The sequence below is a fragment of the Streptomyces sp. NPDC048523 genome, assembly GCF_043199815.1.
Lineage (GTDB): Bacteria > Actinomycetota > Actinomycetes > Streptomycetales > Streptomycetaceae > Streptomyces.
The window spans coordinates 931,745-948,183 of record NZ_JBICWQ010000004.1; the positions used below are offsets into that span (position 1 = coordinate 931,745).

The 16,439-nt window shown below is 71.0% G+C and carries 11 protein-coding genes and 1 pseudogene; 5 read left to right on the plus strand and 7 right to left on the minus strand.

The genetic code is table 11. From position 1 onward, the window contains the following. Positions 1-38: 38 nt before the first annotated feature. Positions 39-5,240, minus strand: coding sequence for a family 43 glycosylhydrolase (locus ACGFWE_RS25055; protein ID WP_393601828.1), 5,202 nt, complete (start codon positions 5,238-5,240; stop codon positions 39-41). Between the two features lie 229 nt (positions 5,241-5,469). On the opposite strand from ACGFWE_RS25055, the gene ACGFWE_RS25060 reads away from it, so the two are divergent. Then, positions 5,470-5,646, plus strand: a complete 177-nt coding sequence (locus ACGFWE_RS25060; protein WP_352389773.1) for a hypothetical protein — start codon at positions 5,470-5,472, stop codon at positions 5,644-5,646. A 53-nt stretch (positions 5,647-5,699) separates the two neighbouring features. Here ACGFWE_RS25060 and ACGFWE_RS25065 read toward each other — a convergent pair whose 3' ends face one another. The 3 genes and pseudogenes from ACGFWE_RS25065 to ACGFWE_RS25075 form a co-directional block, all read right to left on the minus strand. Further along, positions 5,700-6,599, minus strand: coding sequence for a PfkB family carbohydrate kinase (locus ACGFWE_RS25065; protein WP_393601830.1), 900 nt, complete (start codon positions 6,597-6,599; stop codon positions 5,700-5,702). Between the two features lie 30 nt (positions 6,600-6,629). Then, on the minus strand, positions 6,630-7,088 hold the full coding sequence (locus ACGFWE_RS25070) for an iron chaperone (RefSeq protein WP_393601832.1): 459 nt from the start codon (positions 7,086-7,088) through the stop codon (positions 6,630-6,632). A 61-nt stretch (positions 7,089-7,149) separates the two neighbouring features. Continuing rightward, positions 7,150-7,604, minus strand: a pseudogene (locus tag ACGFWE_RS25075) (carboxymuconolactone decarboxylase family protein). A 177-nt stretch (positions 7,605-7,781) separates the two neighbouring features. Between ACGFWE_RS25075 and ACGFWE_RS25080 the strand changes: the two are divergent. Both ACGFWE_RS25080 and ACGFWE_RS25085 read left to right on the plus strand, forming a co-directional pair. After that, positions 7,782-10,511: a tetratricopeptide repeat protein gene (locus ACGFWE_RS25080; protein WP_393601834.1), complete on the plus strand. Its 2,730-nt coding sequence runs from the start codon at positions 7,782-7,784 to the stop codon at positions 10,509-10,511. Between the two features lie 619 nt (positions 10,512-11,130). Next, positions 11,131-12,150 (plus strand): aldo/keto reductase, encoded by a 1,020-nt coding sequence (locus ACGFWE_RS25085; protein WP_393601836.1) that lies wholly within the window; start codon positions 11,131-11,133, stop codon positions 12,148-12,150. Here ACGFWE_RS25085 and ACGFWE_RS25090 read toward each other — a convergent pair. Continuing rightward, entirely contained in the window at positions 12,133-12,291 is a 159-nt protein-coding gene (locus tag ACGFWE_RS25090; protein WP_393601838.1) for a hypothetical protein, read from the minus strand. The genes ACGFWE_RS25085 and ACGFWE_RS25090 overlap by 18 nt on opposite strands. Positions 12,292-12,375: 84 nt before the next feature. Between ACGFWE_RS25090 and ACGFWE_RS25095 the strand changes: the two genes are divergently transcribed. Then, positions 12,376-13,251, plus strand: coding sequence for an LLM class flavin-dependent oxidoreductase (locus ACGFWE_RS25095; RefSeq protein WP_393601840.1), 876 nt, complete (start codon positions 12,376-12,378; stop codon positions 13,249-13,251). Positions 13,252-13,255: 4 nt separating this feature from the next. Here ACGFWE_RS25095 and ACGFWE_RS25100 read toward each other — a convergent pair whose 3' ends face one another. Beyond that, positions 13,256-14,164, minus strand: coding sequence for a glycoside hydrolase family 16 protein (locus ACGFWE_RS25100; protein WP_393601841.1), 909 nt, complete (start codon positions 14,162-14,164; stop codon positions 13,256-13,258). 173 nt (positions 14,165-14,337) lie between these two features. Then, a complete protein-coding gene (locus tag ACGFWE_RS25105; RefSeq protein WP_352389764.1) occupies positions 14,338-14,655 on the minus strand; it encodes a hypothetical protein in 318 nt (105 codons plus the stop codon). Between the two features lie 532 nt (positions 14,656-15,187). Here ACGFWE_RS25105 and ACGFWE_RS25110 point away from each other — a divergent pair. Then, on the plus strand, positions 15,188-16,408 hold the full coding sequence (locus tag ACGFWE_RS25110) for a fused response regulator/phosphatase (protein ID WP_352389763.1): 1,221 nt from the start codon (positions 15,188-15,190) through the stop codon (positions 16,406-16,408). The last annotated feature ends 31 nt before the right edge of the window (positions 16,409-16,439 follow it).

The following is a 16,439-nucleotide window of genomic DNA, read 5'->3' on the forward strand; positions in this document are numbered from 1 at the left end:
CTGTCGGCGGGGTTCGGCGATGCGGGGTGGAGCCGGTCCTACCGTCGGCTCCGGCCGACCGAGATGATGCCGGTGATCTTCGAGCCGGTGGCGTTGTCGTAGACGACCTCACCGCCGGACTTCTTCCAGATCCTGAGGTGGAAGGTGTCCGGGGCATCCGTGGCGGTGACGCGGAAGCCGTATCCGCTCTTGCCGTTGACCGTGCCGGACCCCTGGTAGACGGCCTGTGAGCCGGTGACCACGAGCCAGTCGGAGCCGGTCGAACGGAACTTCAGACCGGCCGGTCCGAAGTCGAGGGAGGCCTCACCGACCGGCGCCACGACTCCGGGCAGGTAGGCCGCGGCGAAACTGAAGGCGGCCTTGCCCGTCAGGCCCGGCTTGGCGGGGTACGCGCCGGCCGGGGAGGCGAGGACACCGGCGCCGAGCGCGGGACCGGCGGAGCGGTCGTACACGATCAGCTCGGGAAGCGTCCTGCTGTCCGCCGCGCCGTCGTCGTCGGTGACGGTGATCACCGGACGGCGGATCCCGGCCTTGGCGTAGGAGTGCTCGGCGCGGCAGCCGGACGCGGTCACCTTGCCGGACTGCGGTGCGCTCCCGTCCTTCCAGTCGACCACGCAGGTGTGGGTGTCACTCGTGCCCGGGTCGGTGAACCCGGCCGTGACGACCGCGCGCCCGCCGACTGCCACCGGGGACTGCGGACCTGCGGCGGAGACGAGGACCGGTGCCGCGTTGGCCACCTTCACCGTCGCCGTGTCCCGGCTGCGGCCGCCCGTGAGGGTGACCGTGTAGGTGCCGTCGTCGGTGCAGGTGACCGTCGTCGCGGCCGAGCCGGGGTCGGCGAAGGAGCAGGGCGCTCCGGCCTCGACGGTCCACTTCGCGGTGCCCGCACCGGAGAGGGTGCCGTGCAGGGCGATCGCGTCGCCCTCCTTCCCGCCGACGTCCTCGCCGGCGTGCACGATGCTCACCGGTTCGACGCCGGTCAGGGTGGGCACGACCTTCTTGATCAGGCCGTCGGCGTCGAACTCCAGCTTGTCGACGGTCGTTTCGCGGTGCATGCCGTCACCGCCGGGCATGGCGAACCGGTGGTAGGCGATGTACCAGTCGTCGGTGTCCGGCACCTGGACGACCGAGTGGTGACCGGGACCCTTGATGCCGAGTGAAAGGTCCTTCTCCAGGATCACGCCCCGCTTGGTCCAGGGGCCGGTCGGGGAGGGGCCGGTGGCGTAGGCGACGCGGTAGTTCTCGTCGCGGGTGTCGTTCTCCGACCACATGAGGTAGTAGGTGCCGTGGCGCTTGATGACGAACGAGCCCTCGTTGTAGCCGCTGGGCGTGATGTCCTTCATCTTCGTGAGGTCGAGGGACGTCATGTCGTCGTTCAGCGGGGCCACGTAGGCGTGCCCGTTGCCCCAGTAGAGGTACGACTGCCCGTCGTCGTCGGTGAACACGGCCGGGTCGATCATCTGCCCGCTGAACTGGCCCGCCGTCAGCAGGGGGTGGCCCAGCGCGTCCTTGAACGGGCCGGTCGGCGAGTCGGACACGGCGACACCGATGTTGGCGTCGGCACAGAAGTAGAAGTAGTACTTCCCGTCCTTCTCGGCGATCGTCGGCGCCCAGGCCCTGCTGTCCGCCCACGAGATGTCCGGACCGAGGTCGAGGATGACGCCGTGGTCCTTCCAGTGCACCAGGTCGGTCGAGGAGTACGCCTTGAACTGCGTGCCGCTCCAGCCCTCGAAGCCGTCGGTGGTCGGGTAGATGTAGAAGGTGTCTCCGAAGCGGACGATGTTCGGGTCGGCGTTGAGACCCGGCAGGACCGGGCTCCTCATGATCAGCGCCGAGACCGTCCAGGTGCGCTTCTTGCCGTCGGACCCGGTCACCTCGTACGTCACCGGCTTGCTGAAGTCCTGCACGCTGCCGGAGGCGGGGCTGATCGCCGCGCCGTGCGCGAGGGTGAACTCCGGTGCCAGCGAGGTGAGATTGGTGCCCTCCTTCATCGGCAGCGTGACCTTGCTGTCCGCGTTGTCGACGATGGCGTCGACCTTGAGCGCCGGGTGCGTCGCCTTGGCGATGCCCGCGGTGTTGCCGCTGAGCTCCATGACCTCCGCGGCCGTCAGGGCCCGGTCGTAGATGCGGAAGTCGTCGACCTCGCCGCCGAAGGCCGGGTCGCCCGTGTACAGCGACCTGCCGATGTAGCCGCTGTAGTCCTTGTTCGCGTCGTACAGCTCGGACGGCTTGATGGTGGTCGTCGCACGGGCCGCCTCGACGCCGTCGACATAGAGGACCATCGTGCCGGTCGCCCCGTCGAGGGTGACCGTGACATGCCGCCACTCACCGGGCGTGAGCTGCGAGCCGGCCGTCAGCTTCGACTCCGCCGACCAACTCGCCTTCGTGATGGCCGAGTAGAGGCTGTTGCCGCCGTTGGAGGGCGTGGCGAACAGGTACTTGTTGCTGTCCGGGCCGAGCCCGAACAGCCACTGGAAGCTGCTGCCGCCCTTCCACTTGGCGTACGTCGACACCGTCACGCTGTCGGCGTTCTTCAGCACACCGTTCGGGATCCTGACGTACGGCGAGCCCGTCGCGTCTCCCGACATCTTGAAGGAACCGCCCTGCACGCCGGTGCCGAAGGCGGGCGTACCGGCATAGGTGCCGTGGTAGCCGTGGCCGCTGGAGTCGACCGCGATGTTGCCGCCCGTCTCGTCGAAGCCGTAGTGCAGGAGCAGGTCGGCCGGGACGTCGGGGCCCTCCTGCGAGACGGTGACCACGGCCTGGACCAGGATCGCCGCGCCGTCGGGCAGGCTGCCGGTGACCGTGAAGGTGCCCGCCTGGGCGTACTTCGACGCCGGGACGTCCTCCCAGGTGACCGCGACGGGACGCTTGACGCCGTCGGCGTAGGTGGCGATCACGGTGGCCGGCAGGACCGGCGCCTGGCCGATCCGCGTCTTCACGGAGATGCCCTCGACGCTCTCGACGAGCTGGTCCGGCTGGTAGGAGCGCAGCAGCCGGTCGTACTCGGCCTGGGTGACCGGGAGGACGGTGCCGTGGCGCGGCCTGGCCGGCAGGTCGTAGTCGGCGACCGGGGTCCAGTTGCCGGAATCGAGGTCGGTGGTCCAGAAGGGGATGTATCCGCGGCCCCCGAACTCGTCGAGGAAGGCGTACCACTTCTCCTCGGTGTTCGACTTGAAGACCAGCGGCCCCTCGGCGGCGTTCATCGCGCCCTTGCCGATGCCCTCCGCGACGGCGGTCCAGTTCGGGTTGAGGATCGAGTCGCTCTTCTCCTCGAAGATGAACTTGCTGTTGGGCGTCGAGGAGCTGTTGTTGCGCTCGTCCTTCGACAGCCGGTAGTAGGTGCCGTTGTTCTGGATCATCGTGGAGTCGATGACCGAGTAGCCGCGGTCGATCCAGACCTTGGGCTCGCTGAACGTGTAGAAGTCACGGGTGGTCGCGTACATCATGCGGTTGTACGTGTCGCCGGAGTGCGCCGCGTTGTCGTACAGCTTCGACGCCCAGAAGACGACGTACTCGCCGAGCTTGCTGTCGTAGTACGCCTCCGGCGCCCAGGTGTTGCCCGCGCTGTCGGGCGAGACCTTGACCAGCCGCTGGTTCGTCCAGTGGACCAGGTCGGTGGACTCCCAGACCATCACGGACTTGCTGCCGGTGCGCTGCGAGGCGTCCCAGTCGCCGTTGCCGTAGATCCTCAGGTCGGTGGCGATCTGGTAGAACTTGTCGCCCTCGGGGGAGCGGATGATGAACGGGTCGCGCAGGCCCTTCTCGCCGAGCGTGGAGGTCAGGACCGGCTTGCCGTCGTTCAACTCCCGCCACTTCATGGGGTCGTCGCCCTTGCTGAGCGCGGCGTAGAGCTGCTCGCCGTCCGAGGTGCCCTCGCCCGTGAAGTAGCTGAACATGTAGCCCTTGAGGGCCTGTTTCGCGGGGAGTTCGGGGACCTTGGCGGTGAAGGCGCGGGAGGCCTTCGCGTCGCCCCTGGTGACGGTGGCGGTCAGCTTCACGGTGGCGTCGCCGTCGCCGTGGGCGGGGCGGTGGACCACGCCGTCGGCCGCGATGACGTCCTCGTCTGCGGAGGACCAGGAGACGGCGGTGCCGTACTCGCCGGTTGCCGGGAGGGTGAGGTTGCCGCGAACGTCGTCGATGTTGTGGACGGCGAGCGACTGGGCGGCTCGCTCGGTGGCCGTGGCGTCGTCGAAGTCCGGCAGGACCGTGACGTCGAAGCTCTTGGTGTCGGTCACGGTGCCCTTCTTCAGGGTCGCCGTGAGCGTGGCGTGGCCGTCCGGTGCACCGGCGGCGGGGCGGGTCACCTTGCCGGAGCCGCTCACCACGTCCGGGTTGTCGCTGGCCCAGGTGATGGCGGATCCGCCGGCCGTGCCGGTCGTCGGCAGGTCGAGGTCGGCCGTGACGGCGCTGGTGTCGCCGAGGCCGAGTGCGGCCTTGTCGGCGGCGACGCCCTCGGTGGCGACGGGCAGGGAGAGCTGCTCGACCTCGGAGGACGCGAGGGCCCGGTCGTAGACGCGGAAGTCGCGGATCCGGCCCTTGAACAACTTGTCGCCGGAGTACACCGACTTGCCGATGTAGTTGGCGGTGGTGGTGCCGGAGCCGATGGCACCGGGCGCGATGGTGACCGCCGTGTTGCGGCCGATCTCGACGCCGTCCTCGTACAGGACCCCGGTGGTGCCGGTCTGGGTGTAGGTGAGCTGCTTCCACACCGCGCGGGTGAGGTTGTGCGAGTCGGAGGGCTTCGTGGTCTGCTCGGTCGACCAGTTGCCGCTCGCGATCGAGGTGCGCAGGGAGTTGCCGGTGGCGAACAGGTACCCGTTGCCGGTGCCGCCGCTGGAGTTGCCGAAGCCGTAGAGGAAGTACGGCGTGCTCTGGGCGGAGTCGATCAGCACGTCCGTGGAGACGGTGATGGAGCCCATGCCCTTCATGATGTCGTTCGGCACCTTGATGTAGGTGTCGGAGCCGTTGAAGGCGAGTCCCCGCGCGGGGTCCGACCAGTCGGCGGTGCCGTTCACCGTGCCGTCGCGGCCGTTGCCGGAGGCGTCGGTGACGGTACTGCCCGAGGCGCCGTCCAGCTTGTACCAGAGGGCCAGTCCGTCGGTGACTTCCGCGGTGTCCGCCGCCTGGGCGGAGACCGTGGGCGCGGCGAGGCCCAGGAGCAGTGACGCGGCGGTCAGAGCGGCGAGGCGGCCCGCTCGGCGTCTCGCGCGGGTGCGCGGACGTGCGATGTACGTCATGTGGTGTTCCCTGCTGAGGCGTGGCGGGGCCTCGGCGGGGGCACCCTGCCGTTTCGGCTGTGTGACGTCGTGTTGCGAGAGTGTCAATCGCGTGGGACGGGAACGTCAAGAGGTTTCGAACGATGTCCGACTGGTCGAACGACACGTTCTCCCCACATGTATGGGGGAGTTGGGGGCATGCGGGTTGTACCCAGCGTGACTACCTCAGACAATCGAAGGGACGGGCACCATGCTCGCCATCATCTCCGCGGTCCTGTTCTTCATCTCCTTTCTCATCAACGCCGCGGACATATCGACGAACGACACCTTCAGTTCGACGAACATCATGCTGCTCGGCCTCATGGTGCTCGCGCTTCACCTGGCGGGCATCGGCAGCGGGTGGGGCGCACGGGGCCGCAGGTCCTGAGTCTCGTCGGGTAGGGGGAAGTACGGCCAGGTGGGACGTCCCCCTCCCAAGCGTCACGATCCCTGCAACCAGGCCCGGGTGCCGAACGAGGCACACGCCCGCGAGGCCACGCCCGCCGCTGCGCGCAGGGCCTCGACGAAGTCGTACGGGGTCAAGTGCCCCTGAGTGGCGAGGCGATGGGTGAGTGCCCCGTGGAGGACGTCACCCGCGCCCAGTGTGTCGGCGACCCGGACGGCGGGCACCTCCACGGTACCGGTGCCTTCGGGGCCGGCCCACTCGATGGGCCGGCCTCCGCGGCTCACCGCCGACCACACCACCCCGTGTTCTCTGAGGAACCGCAGGACGTCCGCCGGGGTGTTCGTGCCGGGCGGCCGGAAGTCGGCCGAGCAGACGGCCACGTCGATCGACGGCAGCAGCTCCTCGGTACCGGGCTTCCAACTGCCCCCGTCCAGAACGGTTCGCCGGCCGGCGGCCCGCGCGGCGCGGGCGGTCACCGTCGCCAACTCCATGTGGTGGCCGTCGAACTGGACGATGTCGCAGGCGGCCACCAGCGCCTCCAGGTCGTCGGGCGGCGTGAGCCGGAACCCCCTCGCGTTGGTCGAGGCGACGGCACGGTCCCCGGTCGACTCGGTGACCAGAATGGACGACACGGCGGGCGGCTCGGCCGAATCCGCCGCGAGGTCCCGCACCCGCACGCCCAGGTTCCGCAGCTCCGTCGCGACGGCGACTCCCAGCGGATGCGAGCCGATGCCGGTCAGCAGCCCGGCCGCGCCGCCCAGGTGACTGAAGGCCACAGCAGCGTTCGCCGCCGGACCACCTGCGGCCACGACCTGCTGATGACTCGTCAGTTTCTCGTCCGAGCCGGGCACATGGTCCACCAGCTGAACGACGTCCACCGTGCACAGGCCGACGAACAGCCCCTCGGGACGTCGGCTGTTCGTCGGCCTGTGCATCGTGCTGGCACCCCTTCCCGCTCGCGGTCCTCAGCCCGCCGCCCGCTTCACCAGCTCACCGATGCGCTCCTCGTCCGCAGCGGTCAGCTTCGTGAGCGCGAAGGCGGTCGGCCACATCGTGCCCTCGTCGAGGTTCGCCTTGTCGTTGAAGCCGAAAGTCGCGTACCGGGCGTTGAACTTCTCCGCGCTCTGGAAGAAACAGACCACCTTGCCGTCCCTGGCGTAGGCGGGCATGCCGTACCAGAGCTTCGGCGCCAGGCCGGGCGCGTTGCCCTTGACCACGGCGTGGATCCGTTCGGCCATGACCCGGTCCGCGTCCTGCATCTCGGCGATCTTCGCGACCACGGCGGCCTCGTCCTCCGCCGCCTTGTCGGCACGCGAGCTGCGGCGCGCCGACGCCTTGACCTCCTGGGCGCGCTCCTTCATCGCGGCGCGCTCCTCGGCGGTGAACGTCTCGGTCCTGCCGGTCGTCCTGCGCGTGCTGGCCATAACGGTTCCTCCAGGTCTACGGATGGTCGGGCATATCTTCACGCGAGAACCGCCGTGGCGTTCACCCCCACGCGCCGGCGATCTGCCGGGTCGTGGCGTTGAGCCGGTTGAACAGGTTGGTGACACCGATCATCAGGACGATCGCGGCGAGCTGCTTCTCGTCGAAGTAGGTGGCGGCCGTGTCCCAGACGTCGTCGCTCACCGCGTCGGGACGATCGGCGAGGCGCGTCGCCGCCTCGGCCAGCGCGAGCGCCGCCCGCTCCTCCTCGGTGAAGTAGGGGCCTCCCGCCACACGGCGACCGTGGCCAGCCGCTCGTCGCTCACTCCTGCCTTACGGGCCGTCTTGGCGCCGCCGTCGACGCACGCGCTGCATCCGTTGATCTGACTGACCCGCAGATGCACCAGCTCCAGCGTCTGCCCGTCCACCCCACCGGAGTGCACGGCCTTGAAGAGCTGCTGGATGGGCTGCATCGCGTCGGACAGGACGGCGGCGGGGTTCTGCATACGGGACTGCATCAGGAATCTCTCCTCTGTCGGGCTGTGCCCCGTCCCTCGGGGCGTGATTCCATCTCAGCCGAGAAGGCTTGTCAGGACGACGACCGTGGGACACCGTGGGACAGCCGAAACGGCCTTGAACAGGCACGATCCGGCCCGGACAGGTTCTGCCGGGGCGGGACAGGGGGGCGGGGAACAGTGGTTGAGCACGACAGGACAGGGGCCGGAGATCCACGGGAGGAACTGGCCGCCCGGCTGCGGCTGCTCCAGGAACTGTCGAAGCGCGGTGTACGGGCCCTCGCCCGGGACGCCGGCCTCAGCTCGTCGTCCCTGTCCCGCTACCTCGGCGGCCGGACGGTTCCGCCGTGGCCCGCGGTGATCGCACTGTGCCGGCTTGTCCAGCGCGACCCCCGCCCGCTGCGCCCCCTGTGGGAGCGGGCCTCCAACCCGCTGCCGGCACCACCGAAGACCAGCCGCCAGGTACCCCCGCCCGCACCGCCCGCCGGTGCCCCGCGCCCGCCCCGCAACGACCTCCCGCGCGACGTTCCCGACTTCACCGGCCGCGAGGCCGAGCTCGCTGCCGTGCTCGACGGGGTGGCCGGCAGCCGGGTGATCGCCCTCGACGGCATGGCGGGCGTCGGCAAGACCTGCCTGGCCGTGCACGCCGCCCACCGGCTCGCCGCCGACTACCCGAACGCCCAGCTCTACCTGGACCTGCACGGCTTCACCGAGGGTCGCAGACCGCTCGACCCCGACCGCGCCCTGCGCACCCTGCTCGCCGCCCTCGACGTACCCTCCGAGAAGGTGCCCCAGGACGGCGGTGTCGAGGAACTGGCCGCCTGCTGGCGGTCCGAACTGGCCCACCGCCGGGCCGTCGTGGTCCTCGACAACGCCGCCGACGCCGACCAGGTCCGCCCCCTGCTGCCCGGTGCCGGCCCCTCCGTTGCCCTCGTCACCAGCCGCAACCGGCTGCTCGGCCTGGACGAGGTCCCGCCCGTGTCGCTCGACGTGCTCACCGAGCAGGAGAGCGTCGAGCTGCTGGCCCGCGCCAGCGGCGAGGCCGACGGCCGCGAGGGGCGCCTGGCCCGTGACCCCGGGTCCACCGCCGAGGTGCTGCGCCTGTGCGGCCGACTGCCACTGGCCCTCAGGCTGGCCGCGGCGCGGCTGCTGCCCGGTGCCGGCCCCTCCGTCGCCCTCGTCACCAGCCGCAACCGGCTGCTCGGCCTGGACGAGGTCCCGCCCGTGTCGCTCGACGTGCTCACCGAGCAGGAGAGCGTCGAGCTGCTGGCCCGCGCCAGCGGCGAGGCCGACGGCCGCGAGGGGCGCCTGGCCCGTGACCCCGGGTCCACCGCCGAGGTGCTGCGCCTGTGCGGCCGACTGCCACTGGCCCTCAGGCTGGCCGCGGCCCGGCTGCGACACCGGCCGGGCTGGACGGTGGGCATCCTCGTCGAGCGGATGGCGGAGGGGGCGAGCGAGTTCGACACCGCCTTCGCCATGTCCGTACGGCAGTTGGACCGCGCCAAAGCGCGGCTGTTCCGTCTGCTGGGTCTGCTGCCGGGGTCGTCGTTCGACGAGCACGTGGCGGCGGCGCTGGCCGACGTGCCGCTGCGCAGCGCCCGCGCGATGCTGGAGGACCTGCTGGACGCGCACCTGGTCCAGCAGCCCGCGGCAGGCCGCTACCGCCTCCACGACCTGGTCCACCAGCACGCCCGCCGCGCCACCACGGAACAGGACTCCCCGGCGGAACGGGACCGGGCCCTGACCCGGGTGCTCGACTACTACGTGCACGCGGCCGCCGCCGCGGACGCCGCGATGCCGTTCCTGTCGCTGAGCCGCGAGGCCTCCGTGGATCGCCCGCCGGTCGAACTGCCCCACTTCCAGGACAAGATCGCGGCCCTCATCTGGTTCGGCACCGAGTACCTCAACCTGCTGGCCGCGTTCGAGGCGGCGGAGGAGGCCGGGGCCGACCGGCACCTGTGCGAACTGCCGCGCTTCATGCGGGCGTACTTCGCCCGGCGCTGCGGCACCACGATGCTCAACGGCCTCTTCGAACGGTCACTGGCCGCCGCGCGGCGTCTCGACGAGCCCCTGCAACTCGCCGAGGCGCACAGCGACTTGGGGTTCGCCCGCTACAACGCGGGCCGCATGGCGGAGGCGAGCGCCGCGTACGAGGCGGCGACAGCGCTGGTGCTCCGGACCGGAGACATCCGCGCGGAGGCCGAACTGACCATGCGCCGCGGCTACTTGAGATGGGACGAGGGCTACGTCGAGGAGCCGCTCGGCCTGTTCCGGCTGGCGGGCAAGCTGTACGCGGACGCCGGCTGCCCCATGGGTACGGCCCACGCGACCGCGTACGAGGCGTGGGCGCTGCTGCAGCTGGGGCACCGCGAGGAGGCGGCGCAGTTGGCCCGTACGGCGCTGGAGATCCCGCACGACGACGGAGCGTGGCCGCCCACCCTGACGGCCCTGATCACGCTGGGCGTGGCCATCGCCCACGAGGACCCCGACGAGGCCGTCGGCCACCTCCACCGGGCGCTCGCGCTGGCCCGCGAGGACGGCCACCAGCACAACGAGGCATGGTGTCTGAACTGCCTCGGCGTCGCCCTGCGCCAGATGGGCCGCCACGAGGAGGCCCTGGCGAGCCACGAGCAGGCGTTCGCGCTGCTGGACGCGCTGTTCGAGGACCACTGGAAGATCCACTTCCTCAGCGCCTACGGCGAGACCTGCCGCCTGGCAGGCCTGCCCGACCAGGCCCTGCGCCTCCACCGCCAGGCCCTGGAACTGGCTCCGAAGCTCGGCAACCGCCACGCGGAGGCCCTGGCCCACGAGGGCATCGCGGCGGTCCTCGACGCCACCGACCCGACGGCGGCGGCCGAACACCGGGCAGCGGGCAGGGCCGCCTTGCCGGAGTCTGAACCAGGAGTCTGAACCAGGAGTCTGAACCAGGAGTCTGAACCAGCGGTCTGAGACGCCACCCGCTGTACGGCGTCCGCTGCGGCTGAGCGTCGTACAGGTGCATCTCGCTGTGGACGAGGCGCATCCCGATCGGCACGGCGACCAGTGCCACCGAGAGCGTCCCGTGCCAAGGCACAGGCCGACCTGCGAGTACGGGCAGGCGATCCTGCGGACGCTCCGCATCGCCTCCACCTCGGCCTTCGCCCTGGAGTTGCTGTCCTGCCCGGCAGCCCGGCCAGGGTCCCACCGCAGCGCGGGCCGCGGTCGGCGGGCCAGGTCAACGGCACGATGTTCAGCTGCCGGGCAGGCCGCGCCGACGTAGGGGAGAGGCGTCGGCCGCGGGACGGGGCGACCAGTGCCGAGGCCCAGGCGCCCGCATCACCCGGCCGTGGCGCGTCCGGGACACCTGTCTCCGAGCAGCCCCGCGGGGAAGTGTGCGTCGCAGCCATCCACGGTGCCCTCCCCGCCTTGCAAAACCGGAACCATGTTCCGTATTGTTTGCGGAACGAGGTTCCGTTTCTTCGTGACGGCGGACCGGAACCCGGCAGCCCTGCCATGCCGTGCCGCACGGCTTCAACCCCGGAGGAATCACATGCAGTACCGCACCTTGGGCCGCACCGGAGTGCAGGTCAGTTCTCTCGCGCTCGGCGCGATGAACTTCGGCAGGATCGGCCGCACCACCCAGGACGAGGCGACCGCGATCGTCGACGCCGCTCTCGAGGCCGGCGTCAACGTCATCGACACCGCAGACATGTACGGCGAGGGCGAGTCGGAGGAGATGGTCGGCAAGGCCATCGCCGGCCGCCGCGACGACATCGTGCTGGCCACCAAGGTCGGCATGCCCATGGGCGACGAACGCAACCACCGGGGCAGTTCGCGCCGCTGGCTGGTCACCGAGCTGGAGGCCAGTCTGCGCCGCCTCGGCGTCGACCACGTCGACCTGTACCAGATCCACCGCTGGGACCCGAACACCGGCGACGAGGAGACGCTGTCGGCCCTCACCGACCTGCAACGCGCCGGAAAGATCCGCTACTTCGGCTCCTCCACCTTCCCCGCCCACCGCATCGTGCAGGCCCAGTGGGCCGCCCGCGAACACCGCCTGGGCCGTTACGTCACCGAACAGCCGAGCTACTCCGTCCTCCAGCGCGGCATCGAGGCCCACGTCCTGCCCGTCACCCAGGAGTACGGCCTCGGCGTACTGGTGTGGAGCCCGCTGGCCTCGGGCTGGCTGTCGGGCGCGATCCGCGCGGGCCGGGACATCACCACCCACCGCTCGGCGATCCTGCCCCAGCGATTCGACACGACCACCCCCGCCAACCGGGCCAGGCTCGCCGCCGTCGAGCGACTGGCCGGGGTCGCCGAAGAGGCGGGCCTCACCCTCATCCAGCTCGCACTCGGTTTCGTGACCGCGCACCCCGGCGTGACCAGTGCCCTGATCGGCCCCCGCACGGTCGACCACCTGCACGCCCAACTCGCCGCCGCGGACACCGTCCTGAGCACCGATGTCCTCGACGCGATCGACGAGATCGTCGCCCCCGGCAGCGACCTGGCTCCGGACGAGAAGCACGACACCCCGCCCGCGCTCCTCGACCCGTCACTGCGCCGCCGCTGACCGCCGGGGGAGACCCCCGGCACGGTCGACCACCTGCACGCCCAACTCGCCGCTGCGGACACCGTCCTGAGCGCCGATGTCCTCGACGCGATCGACGAGATCGTCGCCCCCGGCAGCGACCTGGCCCCGGACGAGAAGCACGACACCCCGCCCGCGCTCCTCGACCCGTCACTGCGCCGCCGCTGACCGCCGGGGGAGACCCCGCACACGAAAGGCCCACCGTCCATGCCGCACCACCCCCCGCCCAGCTTCGGGATCATGACCGCCCCCATGCAGGTCGACTACCACGACATCCTGCGCGTCTGGCAGGAGGCGGACACCATCGACGCCATCGAGCACGCCTGGCTCTTCGACCACCTCATGCCGATCGGTGGCGACCCCGACGGACCGGCCCACGAAGGCTGGACCCTCCTCTCGGCCCTGGCCGCCCAGACCCGGCGCCTGCGGCTCGGCGTCATGGTGAGCAGCAACCGCTTCCGGCCCCCCGTGATGCTGGCCAAGATCGCCGCGACCGTCGACATCGTCTCCGGCGGCAGGCTCGACTTCGGCATCGGTGTCGGCTCGCGCCCCGACCACCCGCTGGCCCGACGCGAGTACGAAGCCCACGGCCTGCCCTTCCACGACTCCGCGCACGCCGTGGGCAGCCTCGACGAGGCCTGCGCGCTGATCAAGCGCCTGTGGACCGAGGAGAAGCCCTTCGACCACCACGGCACCCACCACCACCTCACCGGCGCCTTCGGCAACCCCAAACCGGTCCAGCACCCCCACCCCCCGGTCCTCATCGGCGGCCGCTCCTCCGCGACCCTGCGCATCGCCGCCCGCCACGCCGACCTGTGGAACATCCCCGGCGGCGACATCGACGACGTCACCCGCCGCAGCGCCCTGCTGGACCGCTACTGCGAGGAGATCGGCCGCGACCCCGCCGAGATCACCCGCTCCATCCACCTCCCGGTCTCCTACGACCGTCCGGGCGCCACCCGCGACACGATCGCCGAAGCGACCGACGCCGGCTTCACCCACATCGTCCTCGGACTGCCGTCGCCCTACCCCGCCCACGTCGCCCGATGGGTCGCCGACGAACTCGTCACCCCCACGGCGTGAGAATTCACTTCCAGCCGTACGCGTACGCCGCCACCCAGGTGACGTCGAGCTGCGCGCTGCTTCCCGGCGCGGCACCAGGACCCTCCAGAGCGCTCTCGTTCTGGAGCACCCAGGACAGGGGACGGTCCGGCACGTCACGGGTGTCATGACCCGTCTGCCGGCCGTCGACGAAGAACCGGACGTGGCCCGGGGTCCACTCGGTGGACACCGTGTGCCACCGCGTCCAGTCGTCGCTTCCCGGGAAGTAGCCCTGCTCACCGCCGCCGCAGGGGTGGTGGAAGGAGCTGAGGGAGCCGGTCCACTCGCCCTCGGGGTGGTCCATCTCGCAGCCCCCGCCGTAGTGCAGCCAGGCGGACTTGTAGCCGGGCGCCAGTTCGGTGACCTTGATGCGCGCGCTGTACTTGCCGTATTTCATCTGCATCACCGCACGCGGCACCAGCGCCGCGGCATGCACGGGGCCGCCGTCCGCGGGCCGCCACATCCGGATCGACATCCGCCCGTCGCCGTTCGCCGCGGGACCCACGCTCACGGTGTCCTCCGGGTGGTAGACACCTACCACGTCCCGCCCCCGGTCGGCGGCGGTGTCGGGCCAACCCGTCGGATACGCCCACCAGTTGTCGCGGTACTTCCCCTTCAGGCCCCCGCAGTGGGCCGCGGAGGTGTCGACATCGTGCGCGCAGTCGCTGAACGAACCCAGCGGCAGCCGGTCGCCGTTGAAGTCCTCGGCGAGGACCTGCCAGAAGGGCCCGCAGTCACCACGGGGCAGCCGCGTGGCGGTGGTGCGGCAGGCGTCGGCGGGAGCGGGCGCACCGTCGGCCCGGGGGAGACCGAGGAGACCACCGCCCACGAGCAGGAGGCTCGCGGCGGTCACCAGGATCCGCTTGCGGTGGTGCGGCGCTGCGTGTGAACCCATCCCGAGGCTCCTTCAGGCGGCCGACGCCGTCCGCCCGTGCCGCGCGGGGCCGGATGGGCCATGAACCGCGGCGGAGCGGACCGCACTTCGCGAAAGGACATCCTCGCCCTCCGCACCGCACGGCGCCATCCCCCGGACGGGCCGCGAACCGGAAGGCCCGCTCCGCCGCCGCCTCAGAACTCGCTGTCGATGCCGGTCACGACCGCGGGACCCAACGGGGCGTCCTCCTCCGCCAGGCCACTGTCACGCAGGGCCCGGGACACCAGCCGTACCGCTTCGGCCTCGGCCTGCAACCGGTCGGGTGCGTCGACCTCGACCCGTGCGGCGAACATGCCGTCCTCCTCCGTGGTCAGCACGCTGAGCTCCTCGCTCTCGCCGAGGTCCGTGTTCCTGGGGTCCTGAGGCCGAAGCCTCCGTCCGATGTCCGAGCGGACGCTGTCGGGCACTCCCCGCAGGAACGTGCCGGGGACGGTGATGACGTAGGTGGTCACGGGGACTCCTTTCTGACGTCCTACCCGGTTCCCCGTGAGATCGATCGGAACCGAAGGCGTACGGAGGACTCCGGATGTGCAGGCGGCGTGCCGCCCAGGAGGGTTTTCTGAAACCGTCCCCGCATGGTCACGCCGATCGCGGGTAAACGCGGCCAGAACACCGGAATCTCGGGATGGACGGACGATGACGACGTCAGTGACGGCCGGCACAGGTACGGCAGTGCCGGAGGTGGCGGACCCCGCACGGGGCGACAGGGAGCGCAGCCGCGCTCTCCGGGACGCCGAAGGCCGCCCGCTCGTCCCTCTGGACCTCGCGGGGAACTGACCAGGGAGTGAAGATCGGCCACGAGGATCAGGACTGCCGAGGCCGGCCGCACGGCCCGCCAGAGGACCGACCCAGGGGTGGACATGCCGTCCACGGCCATGGGCGACGAGTGAAGATCGGATCGTCGCTCTGACCGCGTTCCCGTCGTTGTCCTGGGCAACGGCCGGCGGCAGGCGACATGGATGGAGTGGGGAGGCCGGGACGAGAGTGATCTCGGGGACTGAGGCTGCCGAGTTGGTGTCGGTGACGGCAGCCGGCGCCGAGACGGCGTGGGAGCACTGGGAGCCGTCGGTTCTCCTCGTGGAGGACGATCCCGGCGACGCCATGCTCGTGGAGGAACTGGTCGTCGACGGCGCCGTGAAGATGCGGCTGCGCTGGGTGCGGTCGATGACCGAGGCCACCGAGGTGCTGGCGACCGAGACACCCGACTGCGTCCTGCTCGACCTGCACTTGCCGGATGCGCACGGTCTCGAGGCGGTCTCCCTCGTCCAGGGCCTGGCCGAGCAGGTCGCCATCGTGGTCCTCACCGGGCTCGCCGAGGAGCAGACCGGCCTCGCCGCGGTCGCGGCCGGCGCACAGGACTACCTGGTCAAGGGCCGGGTGGAGCCCGAGCTGTTCGGGCGGGCGGTGCGCTACGCGATCCAGCGCAAGCAGACCGAGCAGGCGGCGGTGGCCCTGCAGGCCGGCGCGCTCCAGGCACAGGAGAATGCCCGTCTGGAGCGCGGACTCCTGCCCCGCCCCCTGCTGCGGGCCGAGGGCGTCCAGGTCGTCGCCCGCTACCGGCCCGGCCGCGCGCAGACACTGCTGGGCGGTGACTTCTACGACATCGTCCAGAGCGCCGACGGCACCCTCCATGCCCTCATCGGGGACGTCTCCGGGCACGGCCCGGACGAAGCGGCCCTCGGAGTCGCCCTGCGGATCGCCTGGCGCACCCTCGTCCTCAGCGGCATAACCGGCGCCCAGCAGATGGCCCGGCTCGAGGAACTGCTGATGGCCGAACGGGCCCGCGACGAGGTCTTCGCGACCCTGGTGAGCCTGGCCGCCGTCCCCGGAGAACAACACGCCGACGTGGTTCGAGCCGGGCATCACGGCCTGCTCCAGCGCACCGGGACGGACGTGCAGTGGGTCGAGGTGCCCGGTGGACCGGCCCTGGGCATGGTCCCCGGCGGCGCCAGGTGGCCGACCGCACAACTGCCGGTACCGGCGGGAACGTCGGTGGTGCTCTTCACCGACGGCCTCTTCGAGGGGCACGTGAACCGTGGCACGGAACGCCTCGGCGAGGAAGGCCTCCTGGCCCTCGCCCGGGAGGCGGCCGCCCTGGAGCCGGAGGCCTTCGTGGACCGGCTGATCGAGAAGGCTGAGAGCCTCGCCGAGTCGCGGGGCGGCCTGGCAGACGACGTGGCCGTCGTCCATCTGAACTGGAACTGAGTGAGCGAGAGTGCGGTGCGGGACCACATGG

Coding starts and splice junctions, on each gene's coding strand:
- ACGFWE_RS25055 (WP_393601828.1), bottom strand. CDS start 5,240: ATGACGTACATCGCACGTCCGCGCACCCGCGCGAGACGCCGAGCGGGC.
- ACGFWE_RS25060 (WP_352389773.1), top strand. CDS start 5,470: ATGCTCGCCATCATCTCCGCGGTCCTGTTCTTCATCTCCTTTCTCATC.
- ACGFWE_RS25065 (WP_393601830.1), bottom strand. CDS start 6,599: ATGCACAGGCCGACGAACAGCCGACGTCCCGAGGGGCTGTTCGTCGGC.
- ACGFWE_RS25070 (WP_393601832.1), bottom strand. CDS start 7,088: ATGGCCAGCACGCGCAGGACGACCGGCAGGACCGAGACGTTCACCGCC.
- ACGFWE_RS25085 (WP_393601836.1), top strand. CDS start 11,131: ATGCAGTACCGCACCTTGGGCCGCACCGGAGTGCAGGTCAGTTCTCTC.
- ACGFWE_RS25095 (WP_393601840.1), top strand. CDS start 12,376: ATGCCGCACCACCCCCCGCCCAGCTTCGGGATCATGACCGCCCCCATG.
- ACGFWE_RS25100 (WP_393601841.1), bottom strand. CDS start 14,164: ATGGGTTCACACGCAGCGCCGCACCACCGCAAGCGGATCCTGGTGACC.